General features: G+C 66.0%; 14 protein-coding genes and 1 tRNA gene. All 15 read left to right on the top strand.

The genetic code is table 11. The features are described 5' to 3' along the window. The first annotated feature begins 61 nt into the window (after positions 1–61). The 15 genes from ftsH to AC5P6E_RS09060 all read left to right on the top strand — a co-directional run bounded on the left by ftsH (position 62) and on the right by AC5P6E_RS09060 (position 16,213). Complete coding sequence (gene ftsH, locus AC5P6E_RS09130; RefSeq protein ID WP_057502978.1) at positions 62–1,996, top strand: ATP-dependent zinc metalloprotease FtsH; 1,935 nt, start codon at positions 62–64, stop codon at positions 1,994–1,996. 102 nt (positions 1,997–2,098) lie between these two features. After that, positions 2,099–2,284: a hypothetical protein gene (locus AC5P6E_RS09125; protein ID WP_005416039.1), complete on the top strand. Its 186-nt coding sequence runs from the start codon at positions 2,099–2,101 to the stop codon at positions 2,282–2,284. Between the two features lie 581 nt (positions 2,285–2,865). Next, positions 2,866–3,762, top strand: coding sequence for a dihydropteroate synthase (gene folP / locus AC5P6E_RS09120; RefSeq protein ID WP_019338212.1), 897 nt, complete (start codon positions 2,866–2,868; stop codon positions 3,760–3,762). Further along, complete coding sequence (gene miaA, locus AC5P6E_RS09115; RefSeq protein WP_019338213.1) at positions 3,762–4,715, top strand: tRNA (adenosine(37)-N6)-dimethylallyltransferase MiaA; 954 nt, start codon at positions 3,762–3,764, stop codon at positions 4,713–4,715. The genes folP and miaA overlap by 1 nt, the downstream gene beginning before the upstream one ends. A 96-nt stretch (positions 4,716–4,811) precedes the next feature. Then, positions 4,812–5,087: an RNA chaperone Hfq gene (hfq, locus tag AC5P6E_RS09110; protein WP_004152891.1), complete on the top strand. Its 276-nt coding sequence runs from the start codon at positions 4,812–4,814 to the stop codon at positions 5,085–5,087. A gap of 14 nt (positions 5,088–5,101) precedes the next feature. Further along, on the top strand, positions 5,102–6,412 hold the full coding sequence (hflX, locus tag AC5P6E_RS09105; protein WP_019338214.1) for a ribosome rescue GTPase HflX: 1,311 nt from the start codon (positions 5,102–5,104) through the stop codon (positions 6,410–6,412). Positions 6,413–6,515: 103 nt separating this feature from the next. After that, positions 6,516–7,010, top strand: a complete 495-nt coding sequence (locus tag AC5P6E_RS09100) for a CinA family protein (protein WP_005409020.1) — start codon at positions 6,516–6,518, stop codon at positions 7,008–7,010. Positions 7,011–7,044: 34 nt separating this feature from the next. Beyond that, complete coding sequence (gene ubiB, locus AC5P6E_RS09095) at positions 7,045–8,727, top strand: 2-polyprenylphenol 6-hydroxylase (RefSeq protein ID WP_029550825.1); 1,683 nt, start codon at positions 7,045–7,047, stop codon at positions 8,725–8,727. Positions 8,728–8,892: 165 nt separating this feature from the next. Then, the gene (gene lexA / locus AC5P6E_RS09090; protein ID WP_010484251.1) at positions 8,893–9,528 is read left to right on the top strand and encodes a transcriptional repressor LexA; all 636 of its coding nucleotides are present in this window, start codon (positions 8,893–8,895) and stop codon (positions 9,526–9,528) included. A 204-nt stretch (positions 9,529–9,732) separates the two neighbouring features. Then, positions 9,733–10,770 carry a recombinase RecA gene (gene recA, locus AC5P6E_RS09085; RefSeq protein WP_010484252.1) on the top strand — a complete coding sequence of 346 codons (1,038 nt, stop codon included), beginning with the start codon at positions 9,733–9,735 and terminating at the stop codon, positions 10,768–10,770. A gap of 110 nt (positions 10,771–10,880) precedes the next feature. Beyond that, positions 10,881–11,372, top strand: a complete 492-nt coding sequence (gene recX / locus AC5P6E_RS09080) for a recombination regulator RecX (RefSeq protein ID WP_049412637.1) — start codon at positions 10,881–10,883, stop codon at positions 11,370–11,372. A gap of 109 nt (positions 11,373–11,481) precedes the next feature. Then, a complete protein-coding gene (gene alaS, locus AC5P6E_RS09075; RefSeq protein ID WP_019338219.1) occupies positions 11,482–14,130 on the top strand; it encodes an alanine--tRNA ligase in 2,649 nt (882 codons plus the stop codon). 147 nt (positions 14,131–14,277) lie between these two features. Further along, positions 14,278–14,481, top strand: a complete 204-nt coding sequence (gene csrA / locus AC5P6E_RS09070; protein ID WP_004152909.1) for a carbon storage regulator CsrA — start codon at positions 14,278–14,280, stop codon at positions 14,479–14,481. A 78-nt stretch (positions 14,482–14,559) separates the two neighbouring features. Further along, a tRNA-Ser gene (locus tag AC5P6E_RS09065) sits at positions 14,560–14,652 on the top strand. A gap of 82 nt (positions 14,653–14,734) precedes the next feature. Beyond that, positions 14,735–16,213 (top strand): DUF6538 domain-containing protein, encoded by a 1,479-nt coding sequence (locus tag AC5P6E_RS09060; RefSeq protein ID WP_495230917.1) that lies wholly within the window; start codon positions 14,735–14,737, stop codon positions 16,211–16,213. Positions 16,214–16,293: the final 80 nt, after the last annotated feature.

Below are 16,293 nucleotides of genomic sequence, written 5' to 3'. Positions count from 1 at the left end.
CGTACGCAAGTTCGACCCCAACGCAACGCCAGCACTGAGAGGAACACCGGAGCCAATGAGGATGAACGACTTGACCAAGAACCTCCTGCTATGGGTGGTCGTCGCCGTCGTGCTGATGGTGGTCTTCCAGAGCTTCTCGCCCAAGTCCTCCGGGGCCGGGGCGCAGGGCGCGTCGTATTCGCAGTTCCTGGACCAGGTGGACAGCGGCAACGTGCAGAAGGTCGCCTTCGGCGGCGACATGCGCGGCGGCACCAGCCAGCTGACCTACACCACCCGCGGTGGGCAGTCGTCCACCATCACCGCGCCGTTCGATCGTGACCTGATCAACGTGCTGCGCACCAAGAACGTGGAGATCGTGCAGGAGGAGCCGTCCAGCGGCATTTCCCTCGGCGCGATCCTGATGAATTTCCTGCCGGTCATCCTGATCATCGGCTTCTGGTTGTTCATCATGCGCCAGATGCAGGGCGGTGGCGGCGGTGCCAAGGGCGCGATGTCCTTCGGCAAGTCGCGCGCCAAGCTGCAGGGCGAAGACCAGATCAAGGTCACCTTCGCCGACGTCGCCGGCTGCGACGAGGCCAAGGAAGAAGTGGGTGAACTGGTCGACTTCCTGCGCGACCCGTCCAAGTTCACCAAGCTGGGCGGCAAGATTCCACGCGGCGTGCTGATGGTGGGCCCGCCGGGTACCGGCAAGACGCTGCTGGCCAAGGCCATCGCCGGCGAAGCCAAGGTGCCGTTCTTCTCGATCTCCGGTTCGGACTTCGTTGAAATGTTCGTCGGCGTCGGCGCCAGCCGCGTGCGCGACATGTTCGAGCAGGCCAAGAAGCACGCGCCGTGCATCATCTTCATCGACGAAATCGACGCCGTCGGTCGCCACCGTGGCGCCGGCCTGGGCGGCGGTCACGACGAGCGCGAGCAGACCCTGAACCAGCTGCTGGTCGAGATGGACGGGTTTGAAGGCGGCGAAGGCGTGATCGTGATCGCCGCGACCAACCGTCCGGACGTGCTGGACCCGGCGCTGCTGCGTCCGGGCCGTTTCGACCGCCAGGTCGTGGTCGGCCTGCCGGACGTGAAGGGCCGCGAGCACATCCTGAAGGTCCACATGCGCAAGCTGCCCCTGGCCGACGATGTCGAGCCAATGGTGATCGCGCGCGGTACCCCGGGCTTCTCCGGCGCCGACCTGGCCAACCTCTGCAACGAGGCCGCCCTGTTCGCTGCGCGTGGCAACGAGAAGGAAGTCCGCATGGACCACTTCGACCGTGCCCGCGACAAGATCCTGATGGGTGCCGAGCGCCGCTCGATGGCCATGAGCGAAGAAGAGAAGACGCTCACCGCGTACCACGAGGCCGGTCACGCCATCGTCGGCCGCCTGGTGCCCGAGCACGACCCGGTCTACAAGGTCACCATCATTCCGCGCGGCCGTGCGCTGGGTGTGACCATGTACCTGCCGGAAGGCGACAAGTACTCGATGAATCGCGTGGCGATCAAGTCGCAGCTGTGCTCGCTGTACGGTGGTCGTGTGGCGGAGGAGCTGATCTTCGGTGCCGACAAGGTCACCACGGGCGCTTCCAACGACATCGAACGCGCCACCAAGATGGCCCGCAACATGGTCACCAAGTGGGGCCTGTCCGACCAGCTCGGCCCGATCGCCTATGGCGAAGAGGATGACGAGGTGTTCCTGGGCCGTTCGGTCACCCAGCACAAGAGCGTGTCCAACGACACCGCGCGCCGCATCGATGAGGAAGTGCGCAAGATCCTCGACGAAGCCTACGCGCGCACCACCGAGCTGATGACGGCCAACCTGGACAAGCTGCACGCGATGTCCCAGCTGCTGCTGCAGTACGAGACCATCGACGCGCCGCAGATCGACGCCATCATGGAAGGCCGCGATCCGCCGCCGCCGGCCGGCTGGAGCAAGTCGAACAAGGATGGTGGCAACGACAAGGGCGGCGACGCCCGTCCGCTGCCGCCGATCGCAGGCCCGGCCGAATCGCACTGACGGCCCGCTGCACGTGACACCAGACGAGGCCGGGGTAACCCGGCTTCGTTGTTTATGGGCCATCGGCCCATCCTGAAGAACCGATCTGACGCTGGAGCCCGCATGTCCGCCCCGAAGCCCGAACCGATTTCCCACACCGCCGAAATGGTCATCGCCACCGTGGTCGGCGTGGGTGTGGGCCTGGGGGCCGACAATCTGCTGCTGGGCTGCGTGGTGGGTATCGCCGTTGGCATCGTGCTGAGCATCGCCAGGACCCTGTACGTGGATCGCAAGCGCCGCCGCCGTTGAGGGGTATCGGCAGGGCTGCGCCCTGCACCCGCGGTAGTGCCGGCCGCTGGCCGGCAACCTCAGCAGCAACAGCAACAGCAACAGCAACATTCCGTGGTTTGGCGGGGCGGTGTCGGAGGGCGGGGACGCCGTGAACCCGTCCATGGGGGCTTGGCAGCCGCATCCATGCGGCTGACACCCCGCCCTCCGACACCGCCCCACCTCTGACAGATTTCTGCTGCTGTTGGTGGGTGTCGACCTTGGTCGACACGGTGGATCCACGCCATGCGTGGATGAATTTCGATTCCAATTCGAAATATTCGATTCCGATGGAGATTCATCCACGCATGGCGTGGATCTACTGCAGATCGCGGAAATCTGTCGAAGGCGGGGTGGGTCCGGTTGCGGGGGCGTGAGCCGCATGGATGCGGCGACCGAGCTTACATGGACGTACTTGCAGCGGCCCCCGCAACCGGACCCACCCCGCCATTCTTCAGTGAACCCGCTGTTGCTCCGGCTGTTGCTGTCGCTCTGGCCTCTGCGGGTGCAGGGCGCCGCCCTGCCGAACTAAACTACCTTTCGTTGTCCCAGCAGGATTGCCCATGTTCGATACCTCGCCCCAGCTCGACTGCGCCGGCCGCATCCTGCGCCTCGACCGTGCCCAGGTCATGGGCATCGTCAACGTCACCCCGGACTCGTTCTCCGATGGCGGCGCGCACGACACCACCGAGGCGGCCGTCGCCCACGGTCTGAAGCTGGTCGAGGAGGGCGCCGACCTGCTCGACATCGGCGGCGAATCGACCCGCCCGGGCGCTGCGCCGGTGTCGATCGAGGATGAGCTGCGCCGGGTGATTCCGGTGATCGAGCAGCTGGCCGCCCGCACCCAGGTGCCGATCAGCATCGACACCTTCAAGCCGGAGGTGATGCGCGCGGCGGTGGCCGCTGGCGCCGGCATGATCAACGACATCTTCGGCCTGCGTCAGGACGGGGCGCTGGACGCCGCCGCTGCAACCGGCGTGCCGGTGGTGCTGATGCACATGCAGGGCGAGCCAGGCCACATGCAGGCCGATCCACATTACGACGACGTGGTCGCCGAGGTGCACGGCTTCCTGGTGCAGCGCCTGTTCGCTGCCGAGATGGCGGGCATTGCGAAGAAGAACCTGTTGATCGATCTCGGTTTCGGTTTCGGCAAAACCACTGCCCACAACATGACCCTGCTGGCGCGCTCGGAACGCTTCCTGGAACTGGGCGTGCCGATGTTGGCTGGCCTGTCGCGCAAACGCAGCCTGGGCGAACTGACCGGCCGCGACACGCCATCCGAACGGGTGGCTGCCTCGGTGGCGGCGCATCTGATCGCGGTCCAGCGCGGTGCGCGAATCGTGCGCGTGCATGACGTGGCGGCGACCGTCGATGCGCTGAAGATCTGGCAGGCCGTCGACGCCGTGCCGACGCCACGTGCCGACGCCACGCCGACGATCCGCTGGCCGGACGAAGATTGATGGGCATCGACCGGCGGCCACTGGCGATCGCCGTGATGGGGCCGACCGCCAGTGGCAAGACCGCCACCGCGATCGCCCTGGCACAGCAGCTGGATGGCGAAATCGTCAGCGTCGACTCGGCGCTGGTCTACCGCCACCTCGACATCGGCTCGGCCAAGCCTGACGCCGCCGAGCGTGCACAGGCGCCGCATCATCTGCTGGATCTGCGCGATCCCTGGCAGACCTACTCGGCAGCCGAGTTCGCGGCCGATGCCAGCCGGGTCGTGGCCGACATCGTGGCGCGTGGCAAAACGCCGATCCTGGCAGGTGGTACGGGGCTGTACTTCCGGGCCCTGCTGCAGGGCCTGTCGCCGATGCCGGAGGCTGACCCGGTAATGCGCGAGGCGCTCAGCGCCGAGGCGGCCGAGCGTGGTTGGGCGGCACTGCATGCGGAGCTGGCCGAGGTCGATCCGGCAGCGGCCGCGCGCATCCATGCCACCGACCCGCAACGCATCCAGCGGGCGCTGGAAGTCTACCGCCTGACCGGTACCCCCATCACCGAATGGCAGCGTCGGCCGGGCGTGGCGCCGTTGCCGGTACGCACCCTCAAACTGATCCTGGCACCGCGTGACCGCGCCGTCCTGCACCAGCGCATCGAGGCCCGCTTCGACGCCATGCTGGCGCAGGGCTTCCTGGACGAGGTGCGGGCACTGCGTGCAATGCCGGAAATGGCCGCCGTGACGGCGCCGCTGGACCTGCCGGCGGTGCGTGCGGTCGGCTATCGCCAAGCCTGGGAATACCTCGACGGCGAGGGCGATGCCGCCCGTTTCCGTGACAAGGCGATCTTCGCCACCCGCCAGCTGGCCAAGCGCCAGCTGACCTGGCTGCGTGGCGAGCTTGATGCGCGCTGGTTCGACCCCCATATGGACAGGGAGCGCCTGGCCGGCGCGGTGTCGACCTTCGTCGCACGCTGAACCCCCGCCAGCCGTGTAACATCATCGGTCGGCGGGCGGCTCGGGGGCCGTGGCAACCGTCGGCAACCCAATAAGAACAATAATCAGGAGTGTGCAATGTCCAAGGGGCAATCGCTGCAGGATCCTTTCTTGAACGCACTGCGGCGCGAACGCGTGCCGGTTTCGGTGTACCTGGTCAACGGCATCAAGCTGCAGGGCACAATCGAGTCGTTCGACCAGTTCGTGGTCCTGCTGCGCAACACGGTCAGTCAGATGGTCTACAAGCACGCCATTTCCACGGTCGTTCCGGCACGCAACGTAAAGGTCGGTCCGGGCGGTGGTTACGTGCAGTCGGGTGAAGGTGGTCAGGCAGGTGATGAAGCAGACGAGTAATACCGGAGCGGTGAATGTTTGACCGCTCGAAGAAGGGCGAACACGCCCTGTTGATCCAGCCCCATTTCGGCAAGCTGGAAGACGATGTGCTGGAAGAATTCGGTGATCTGGCCCGCTCGGCTGGGGCCAGCATTGCCGCGACGATCACCGCGCGCCTGGACCGTCCGAATCCGTCGACCCTGATCGGCAGCGGCAAGCTGGACGAGATCAAGGCGGCGGCCGACGCCAGTGGTGCCGACCTGGTCCTGGTCAACCATGCGTTGAGCCCGGGCCAGGAGCGCAACCTGGAACGGTTCTTGGAGCGCCGGGTGATCGACCGTACCGGCCTGATCCTGGACATCTTTGCCCAGCGTGCGCACAGCCACGAGGGCAAGCTGCAGGTCGAGCTGGCGCAGCTGCGTCACCTGGCCACGCGGCTGGTGCGCGGCTGGACCCACCTGGAGCGCCAGCGCGGCGGTTCGATCGGCCTGCGCGGCCCGGGTGAAACCCAGTTGGAAACCGACCGGCGCCTGCTGCAGAAGCGGGTCGAGCAGCTGCAGAAGCGCCTGGAAAAGGTCGAGGTGCAGCGTACCCAGATGCGCCGTGCGCGTGTGCGCAGCGAGCTGCCGCGCGTGGCCCTGGTGGGCTACACCAACGCTGGCAAGTCGACCCTGTTCAACGCCATGACCGGCGCCGAGGCCTATGCCGCCGACCAGCTGTTCGCCACGCTGGACCCGACCGTGCGCCGCATCGCGGTGCCCGGTGGCAACGTGGTGCTGGCCGACACTGTCGGTTTCGTCCGTGACCTGCCGCATGACCTGGTTGCCGCCTTCCGCTCGACGCTGTCGGAGGCACGCGAGGCCGATTTCCTGCTGCACGTGGTCGACGCCGCCGATCCGCACCGCGAGGAGCGCATCGCCCAGGTGGACGAGGTACTGACCGCAGTCGGTGCCGGTGATCTGCCGCAGTTGCTGGTGTTCAACAAGATCGACCGCATTGAAGGCGCCGACGTCCGTCACGACGGCCAGGACGGTATCCCGGACGAGTCGCGCCGCGAGCGGGTGTGGATTTCCGCGCGTGACGGGCAGGGCCTGGACCTGCTGCAGGCGGTGCTGGGCAAGCGCCTGGGACTGCAGCACGTCACCGGCGAACTGCGCCTGCCGCCGGATGCGGGCCGCCTGCGCGCGCGCCTGCACCAGCTGGAAGTGATCCGCAGTGAGCAGGCCGACGAGGAAGGCTGGCTGCTGCAGGTCGACCTGCCGATCGCCGAAGCCGAAAAGCTGGCCGCCAGTGCCGACGGCGCACCGATCCGGGCGCTGCTGCCGGAGAAGCTGCCGGAGTGGTGAGGCAGCGCCGGGCCATGCTCGGCGACTGCTATCGCGGCGGCGCGCGACATCAGCCTGTCATCTGCGGTACAACGTGCAGGCTCTTCACCCCACCGTCATGCCGATGTCCATTCCCACCGACGCCGATCTCAATGCCCAGTCCGCCGCGCTCGGGCAGCGCCTGCAGCAGGCCTCGCTGCAGCTGGTGACCGCTGAAAGCTGCAGTGGTGGCTGGATCGCCAAGTGCATGACCGACATTGCCGGTTCCTCGGCGTTCTTCGACTGCGGCATGGTGGTCTACAGCTACGAAGCCAAGCAGCGCCTGCTGGGCGTGCGTGCGCAGACCCTGGAGCAGTTCGGTGCGGTCAGCCGCGAAACCGTGCTGGAAATGGTGTCCGGTGCGCTGGTCAACTCCGGCGCCGGTATCGCCGTCGCGGTGACCGGGATCGCCGGCCCCGGTGGAGGGAGCCCGGACAAGCCGGTCGGCAGCGTCTGGATCGGCTGGAAGCGCCGTGGCGGCTATGCCCGCGCCGAACTCTTCCAGTTCGATGGTGACCGCGAAGCCATCCGCCGGCAAACCGTGGCGGCGGCATTGCGCGGTATCGACGCCCAGCTGTGACATGCTGCTCCGGTAATCGTCCGGAGCACGCATGATGTGGGAAACGCTGGGCACGGTCCGTGACCTGGGCCGACTGCAGGAAATCGCCGTCGTCCTGATCCGCTATGGCTTCGGCGATGTGGTGCGGCGCATCGGCCTGGCCACCACGCTGGAGCGGGCAGGGCGCCTGCTGCACTGGAACGAGGACCGCCAGGAGCTGCTGCGGATGACCGCACCGGTGCGCGTGCGCAGCGCGATGCAGGATCTCGGCCCGACCTTCGTCAAGCTCGGCCAGGTGCTGGCGACGCGCGTCGACCTGCTGCCACCGGAATGGATCGCCGAGCTGTCCGAACTGCAGAACGCGGTACCTGCGCTGCCGTATGCGGACATCCGCGAGCAGCTCGAAGCCGATCTTGGTGCGTCTCCGCAGGACGTGTTCGCGTTCCTCGACGAAACCCCGATGGCGGCCGCCTCGCTGGCGCAGGCCCATCGTGCGCGCCTGCATGACGGTCGCGAGGTGGTGCTGAAGGTGCGGCGCCCCGGCATCCGCGATGTGGTCGAGGCCGACCTGCGGTTGCTGGCCCGCCTGGCCGAGATCGTCGAGGCCCGACTGCCGGATCTGCGACGTTACCGCCCGGCCGAAGTCGTGCAGCAGTTCACCGTGTCGCTGCGCCGCGAGTTGGATTTCGCCGCCGAATGCCGCAATGCCGAGCGCATCGCGCGCAACTTCAATGGTCGTGATGACATCCTGATTCCCCGCGTGCACTGGCAGTGGACCTGCGAAAGCCTCAACGTGCAGGACTTCGTCGACGGCATTCCAGGGCGTGACCTGGCCGGTGTCGATGCGGCTGGGCTGGACCGCCGCGAACTGGCGCGACGCGGTGCCGACATCGTGTTGAAGATGGTGCTGGAGGACGGCAGCTTCCATGCCGACCCGCACCCGGGCAACATCATCTACCTGCGTGACGGCCGCATCGGCGTGATCGATTTCGGCATGGTCGGCGCCTTGTCGGAAGTGCGGCGTTTCCAGGTGGCTCAGCTGCTGCACGGGCTGGTCGAGCAGGACCCGCAGGGCGTGGCCGACGTGCTGCTGGACTGGGCCGGCGGTGTCGAGGTGGACGAGAACCGGCTGCAGCACGACATCAGCCAGTTCGTCGACCAGTACCGTGGCGTGCCGCTGAAGGACCTGCGCATCGGCCTGATGCTGGGCGACATCACCCAGCTGCTGCGCAGCTACAGCCTGACCCTGCCGGCTGACCTGGCGTTGATGATCAAGGCGTTCCTGACCCTGGAAGGGATGGGGCGGCAGCTGGACCCGGATTTCGACATGGCCAGCGCCGCGCGCCCGTTCCTGGAGCGGGTGGTGCTGCAGCGCTATGCCCCCACGGCGCTGCTCAAGCGTGGCCGACGCAGCCTGCTGGGCCTGGTCGACTTCGCCGGCGAACTACCGCGCGACCTGCGCAAGCTGGTACAGGCAGCGCGCCGTGGGCGCCTGCAGCTGAAGGTGGAAACCACCGCACTGCAGGGCTTTGGCGAACAGGTGAACCGGGCCGCGAACCGGCTGGTGATGGGCATCGTCACTGCTGCGCTGATCATCGGCTCGTCGATCGTGATGCACAGCGTCGGTGGCGTCTCCAGCCGCTGGCTGCTGGCGTTGGGGGTCTGCGGCTTCATCGGCGCCGGCTTCTGCGGTGTGTGGATCCTGTTCTCGATCTGGAGAAGCGGCAAGCACAACTAGTGTGCTTGCCGCAGCGATTCCTGTAGAGCCGAGCCATGCTCGGCTGCTCTTGCCCAGGTCAGCCCAGACATTCACCACATTGCCGAGCACGGCTCGGTACTACAGATGTCGCCGTGTCGTCTCCGGCACTTGCAGTCCTGTGAGTTAGTAGTAATACTGCTAATCATGGACCTGACCGACACCCAGCAGGCGATCCTGCAGTTGATCGCCGAGCGTATCGAGAGCGAAGGCGCACCGCCGTCGCAGACTGAAATCGCACGTGCGTTCGGCTTCAAGGGCGTGCGCGCGGCCCAGTACCACCTGGAGGCCCTGGAGCAGGCCGGTGCGATCCGTCGCATCCCGGGCCAGGCCCGCGGCATCCGCCTGGTGCAGGCGCCGCCGGTCGAGAAGCTGGCCGAGCCAGGCCTGCCCGACAGCGTGCTGCGCCTGCCGGTGCTCGGCCGGGTTGCGGCGGGCCTGCCGATCGGCGCCGATATCGGCTCGGACGATTTCGTGGTGCTGGACCGGGTGTTCTTCTCGCCAGCGCCGGACTACCTGCTGAAGGTGCAGGGCGATTCGATGATCGACGAGGGCATCTTCGACGGTGACCTGATCGGCGTGCACCGCACCCGCGACGCCCATTCCGGGCAGATCGTGGTGGCCCGCATCGATGACGAGATCACCGTCAAGCTGCTGAAGATCGCCAAGGATCGTATCCGCCTGCTGCCGCGCAACCCCGACTACAAGCCGATCGAGGTGCAGCCGGACCAGGACTTCTCGATCGAAGGCCTCTATTGCGGCCTGTTGCGACCCAACCGTTGACCCGTTCCATAGCGCATTACCCCGCGGTCTTTTGTGGCGATTCTCTGGTTCCACTGAGGTTGGTACGGATGTCCGATAATTCTTTTCAGAGCGCCGGGCAGAATCTCAGCCTGTGCGATACGTCCGACTTAAAGTGAGCCCATGGCAAAGAAGACCCCCAAAGACAGCACCTCCAACGACACGACCTCTGCAAGGACCCAACCGATGGACGAGAACAAGAAGCGCGCCCTCGCTGCAGCTCTGGGCCAGATCGAAAAGCAGTTCGGCAAGGGCTCGGTGATGCGCATGGGCGACCGCGTGGTCGAGCCCGTCGAAGCCATCCCGACCGGTTCGCTGATGCTCGACATCGCACTGGGCATCGGCGGTCTGCCGAAGGGCCGTGTCGTCGAGATCTACGGGCCGGAATCCTCGGGCAAGACCACGCTGACCCTGCAGGCCATCGCCGAATGCCAGAAGATGGGCGGCACCGCGGCCTTCATCGACGCCGAGCACGCGCTGGACCCGATCTACGCCGCCAAGCTGGGCGTGAACGTGGACGACCTGCTGCTGTCGCAGCCGGATACCGGTGAGCAGGCGCTGGAAATCGCCGACATGCTGGTCCGCTCGGGTTCGGTCGATATCCTGGTGATCGACTCGGTCGCCGCACTGACCCCGAAGGCCGAAATCGAAGGCGAGATGGGCGATCAGCTGCCGGGCCTGCAGGCCCGCCTGATGAGCCAGGCGTTGCGCAAGCTGACCGGCAACATCAAGCGCTCCAACACTCTGGTGGTCTTCATCAACCAGCTGCGCATGAAGATCGGTGTGATGATGCCGGGCCAGAGCCCGGAAACCACCACCGGCGGCAACGCGCTGAAGTTCTATGCCTCGGTGCGCCTGGACATCCGCCGTATCGGCGCGATCAAGAAGGGCGACGAGATCATCGGCAACCAGACCAAGATCAAGGTCGTCAAGAACAAGCTGGCGCCTCCGTTCAAGCAGGTCATCACCGAGATCCTGTACGGCGAGGGCATCAGCCGCGAGGGCGAGCTGATCGACATGGGTGTGGATGCCAAGCTGGTCGAGAAGGCCGGTGCCTGGTACAGCTACGGCGAAGAACGCATCGGCCAAGGCAAGGACAACGCCCGCGGTTACCTGCGCGACAACCCGACAGTTGCTGCGAAGCTCGAAGCCGAGCTGCGCGAGAAGTTCCAGCCGACCGAAGCCAGCCGTGAGGAAGGCGACGACGAAGGCGACGACGAGTAAAGCTTGCTGTGGGGCAGGGCGGCGCCGTCAGTGACGTCGCCCTGTCCCGCAGGTTCGAATCGCCCAGGGATGGGCTGGGCGCCACGGATGGCGCCACCCTTGGAGTACGCATGTCCGACGCCGACGACATTCCCAACGGTCGCAAACGCCGGCCGCGTGAGCAGACCCCCGTGCAACGGGCGCTGGGCCTGCTGGTTCGCCGCGAGCACTCGCGCAAGGAACTCACCCGCAAGCTGACCGCACGCGGCATCGAAGACGATGCGGCGCAGGCGGCTGTCGCCAAGCTCACCGAGGCCGGCTGGCAGGACGACACCCGTTTTGCCGAGAATCTGGTGCGGATGCGTGCCAACACCGGCTATGGGCCGATCCATGTCCGCGCCGAGCTGGGGACCCACGGCCTGGACAGTGCCGCGATTGCCGCGGCGATGGACAGCTACGAAGGCGACTGGCAGGAAAACGCCCGTGACCTGGTCCGCCGACGCTTTGGCGAGGCCGGCCCGCAGGACCTGACGCAGCGGCGCAAGGCCGCCGATCTGCTGGCCCGACGCGGCTTCGACGGCGACAGCATCCGCCGCGCGACCCGCTACGACCCGGATGACTGAGACTGGCGGCGCCGGGCCTGATACCCTTTAGGTTTTCGGCGGTCCCTCGCGACCCTGGCCAATGCGGCCGGTGGTCCGGGCCCGCCGGCCCGCAGACTGCCAGCCCCCAATGAACGCATCCGCCAAATTCACGACTTCCCAGATCCGCAGCGACTTCCTTGAATTCTTCAAGGGCAAAGGCCACACCATCGTGCCGTCGGCGCCGCTGGTGCCGGGCAATGATCCGACCCTGCTGTTCACCAACTCCGGCATGGTGCAGTTCAAGGACGTGTTCCTTGGTGCGGAGAAGCGCAGCTATGTGCGCGCGGCCGACGTCCAGCGCTGCCTGCGCGCTGGCGGCAAGCACAACGACCTCGACCAGGTCGGCTACACCGCACGCCACCACACCTTCTTCGAAATGCTGGGTAACTGGTCCTTCGGCGACTACTTCAAGAAGGACGCGATTGCCTGGGCCTGGGAACTGCTGACCCAGGTCTGGAAGCTGCCGGCCGAGCGCCTGCTGGTCACCGTCTACCAGACCGATGACGAAGCCTACGAACTGTGGCGCGACATGGTCGGCATTCCGGAAGCGCGCATCGTGCGCATCGGTGACAACAAGGGCGCGCCGTTCGCTTCGGACAACTTCTGGCAGATGGCTGACACCGGCCCCTGTGGCCCGTGCACCGAGATCTTCTACGACCACGGCGACCATATCGCCGGTGGTCCCCCGGGTTCCCTGGATGAGGACGGCGACCGCTTCATCGAGATCTGGAACCTGGTGTTCATGCAGTTTGACCGCCAGCCCGACGGCACCCTGGTGCCGCTGCCGGCGCCGTGCGTGGATACCGGCATGGGCCTGGAGCGCCTGGCGGCGATCCTGCAGCACGTGCACACCAATTACGAGATCGACCTGTTCCAGGCCCTGATCCGCAAGGCCTCCGAGCTGACCGGCACCGCCGACCTGGAAAACAAGTCGCTGCGTGTGATCGCCGATCACATCCGTGCCTGTTCGTTCCTGATCGTCGATGGCGTGCTGCCTTCCAACGAAGGCCGTGGCTATGTGCTGCGCCGTATCATCCGCCGCGCCCTGCGCCATGGCTGGATGCTGGGTGTGCGCCAGCCGTTCTTCAGCAAGCTGGTGCCGACCCTGGTCGAGCAGATGGGCGAGGCCTATCCGGAACTGCCGGCAGCTGTGGATACCGTCACCCGTGCGTTGCAGGCCGAGGAGGAGCGTTTCGCTGAAACCCTCGACGCCGGCATGAAGATCTTCGAAGACGTCGCGGGCAAGGCCAGCAATGGCGTGATCCCGGGCGTTGACGCCTTCCGCCTGTACGACACCTATGGCTTCCCGCTCGACCTGACCCAGGACATCGCCCGCGAGCGCGACCTGACCGTCGACATCGCCGGCTTCGATGCTGCGATGGAACAGCAGCGCGAAACCGCACGTGCGGCCGGCAAGTTCGGTGGCGGCGTGACCCTGCCGGCCGAGCTGGTGGCGACCCTGAGCCCGACCCGGTTCCTCGGCTACGACCGCCTGCAGGCCGACGGCCTGACCGTGCTGGCCGTGCTGAAGGACGGTCGTCCGGTGCAGTCGGCCGATGCCGGTGACGCAGTCATCGTGATCACCGACCAGACCCCGTTCTACGCCGAATCCGGCGGCCAGGTCGGCGACACCGGCGTGCTGACCGGCAACGGAGTGCGCCTGGCGGTGGACGATACCCAGAAGTTCGCGGGCCAGTTCCATGGCCACGTCGGCACCCTGTCCGACGGCGGCCTGAAGGTCGGCGACGTGCTGTCCGGCCAGGTCGATGGCGAGCGCCGCGGCGCCACCATCCTCAACCACTCGGCCACCCATCTGCTGCATGCCGCCCTGCGCGAAGTGCTGGGCACCCACGTGCAGCAGAAGGGCTCGCTAGTCGCTCCGGACCGCCTGCGTTTCGACTTCTCGCACTTCCAGCCGATCAGCGCGGAAGAGCTGGCTGTGATCGAGCGCAAGGTCAACCAGCAGGTGCGCGCGAACAACGCTGCCGAAGTGCACAACATGGGCATGCAGGAAGCGCTGGACTTCGGCGCCATGGCCCTGTTCGGCGAAAAGTACGGTGAGCACGTGCGCGTGCTGAAGATGGGTGACTACTCCACCGAGCTGTGCGGCGGTACCCACGTCAACCGCACCGGCGACATCGGCCTGTTCAAGATCACCTCCGAGGGCGGTGTCTCGGCTGGCGTGCGCCGTATCGAAGCGGTCACCGGCCAGGGCGCCCTGGACTACGTGGACGCCGAAGAGGCCCGCCTGGCCGAGGCCGCCGACCTGCTCGGTGGCAGCGCTGCCGACGTGGTCGAGAAGATCCGTGCCCTTGGCCAGCGCCAGAAGCTGCTGGAGCGCGAGCTGGAGGCCGTGAAGGCCAAGGTCGCCGCCGGTGCCACGGCCGACCTGTCCGGCCAGGCTGTCGAGGTTGCCGGCGTGAAGGTGCTGGCTGCCCGCCTGGAGGGCTTCGATGCCAAGGCCCTGCGTGACGCCATGGACCGCCTGAAGCAGCAGCTGGGCGATGCGGTGATCGTGCTGGCCGGTGCCCAGGACGGCAAGGCTGCCCTGGTTGCGGGCGTGAACGGCAGTGCAATGGGCAAGGTCAAGGCCGGGGAACTGTTGTCCCATATCGCCAGTCAGATCGGGGGCAAGGGCGGCGGACGCCCGGACCTCGCCCAGGGTGGTGGCGAGGACGGGCCCGCCCTTGCCACTGCGCTGGCTGCAGTTGTCGAGTGGGTCAGCCCCCGCCTGTGATGAACCTGGCCGTCCCCCTCCTTGTAGGAGCGGGACGGCTGACGGTACCATTGCGAATCTTTTCCCTTTGTCGTGGTAGCGCTTCTTGACGGAGCGTCAAGCCGGTGGGGGATACCCTTCCACACGGTTCCATGGAGACTTACAAAAATGTTGATCCTGACTCGCCGCGTCGGCGAAACCCTGATGATCGGTGACTCGGTGAGCGTCACCGTGCTTGGCGTCAAGGGTAACCAGGTGCGTATCGGCATCACCGCGCCGAAGGACGTCGCTGTGCATCGCGAAGAGATCTATCAGCGCATCCAGCGTGGTGATGAAGCCGGTGGCACCGGTAGCGAAAATTCTGCCGAATAACGCTTTACCTTCGCACTCGATTAACGTTATGATTCACGCCCCGCTGAGGTGCAACGCACCAGACGCGGAGAAAACCCCGGAGTGATGCCCGAGTGGCCGAAGGGGCTCCCCTGCTAAGGGAGTATAGGGTCAAAAGCTCTATCGAGGGTTCGAATCCCTCTCACTCCGCCAGTTGATAGGAAACCCCCGCAGATCAGTGATTTGCGGGGGTTTTTCTTTTTGCGGCCTTGGACACTCGCTTGGACACTTCGTCATGCGAGTAGCGCACTACTTGGTTCGCGGCACCACTGGCCGCTTCTACGTTCGGCTGAAGGTGCCGAGCGATCTTCAATCCCTGCTGGGCTGCAAAGTCATCAAACGCGCCACCGCGACGACCTGTGCGCGTGTCGCCACCGCCTGTGCGCTGGTGATGCAGGCAGGCTATGCTCAGATCTTCGCTGCCCTCAGGAATGACGGTATGGGACCGGAGCTGGATGAGCTCTTGAAGATGCTCAAGGGAAAGCCTATCCGCGAGTTGACCCTTCAAGGGGTCAAGCTGCCGGGCGGGGTGGAGTTGGGGCGTGTCGAGATCAACGACGATCGTGATCGTGTGTTGTTTCAGGAGACCGTTCGCGATCTCCTGGCGCTCGACCCATTGGCTGCCTCCGTCGAAGGCGTTGTGCCGCCCTCGGCACCTCGTCCCACTCGACCGGCGGGCAGTGAGAGGTCCTCCGTGCCAGTGGGCATCACGCTTGCGGATGCGCGCGAGAAATACCTGTTGGGCATCCAGGGCAAGAACGTTGGCAAGACCATCGTTCAGAAGCGGAAAGCGCTGGTCGACCTGGAGCTCTTCTTGGCGGGGCAACGCAAGAACGGCCGACCGGTGCTGTTGCAGGAACTGACCCGCCTGGACTTCGCCGATTGGTTCTTGCATGAGCAGTCCTTGGGGCGGGTGATCACCTACATCGCCAACCGCTTCTCGGTTTGCGTGACCTTTCTTGACTGGGCGCAAACCTCGGGCCTCTATCCCGTCGGCGACAACCCTGCGGAGGGGCACGCTCGGGTGTCAAAGCAGGTCAAGAAGCAGCGTGCCAAAACGCACGGCTCGCAGGCTTTCTCTGCGGAGCAGGTGCAGCGTGTCTTTGACCCTGAGAACTTCCGGCAACTGAAGGGAGATGCGGCCAAGTGGATCCCGCTCATCCTTCTCTACACGGGTGCGCGTTCCAACGAAGTGGCCCGCTTGGAGCTTGAGGACTGCCGGGAGGAGGACGGGATCCCGATCTTCCACTTCACCTGGCTGGGCGAACACAAGAGCCTCAAGACCGACGCCAGCGACCGAAAGACGCCGGTGCATCCCGACCTCATCGCGTTGGGCTTGTGGGAGCGGGTGCGTAGGCTGAAGGCGGCTGGCGAGACCAAGCTTTTCCCGGACCTGACGTTTGACGCGAAGAACGGGCCTGCAGGCAGGGCCCAGCACGCCTTCTCTCGCTACCTGGTCAAGCTGGGCATCAAGGCGCGCGGCGGCGGCAGGGTGGGGCACCACAGCTTCCGTGACACCGTCATCGGCGCGCTCAAAGCGAAAGGTGTCCACCGTGAGCTGCGCGAGGAGTACACCGGCCACGAGCTGTCCGACCGGCAAGAGCATGCCCACGCCTATGAAACGGAGTTCGCGCCGCGGGTGCTGGCCGAGGCTTGCCACGCGGTGCTCCACTGGGGACTGAGGCTGGGCAGGAGTGACTTGGGTGAGGAGTGAGGTCTGTTGCCGGATGGTGGTGCCACGCGCGACTGTGGCTTCCATCTTCCACGGCCCCACTGCTCACCGATTCAAATCAA

The sequence above is a fragment of the Stenotrophomonas sp. YJH_SMC_16 genome (genome assembly GCF_059367875.1).
The sequence above is the reverse complement of the archived record's forward strand: the minus strand, read 5'-3'. Positions and strand labels throughout refer to the sequence as shown.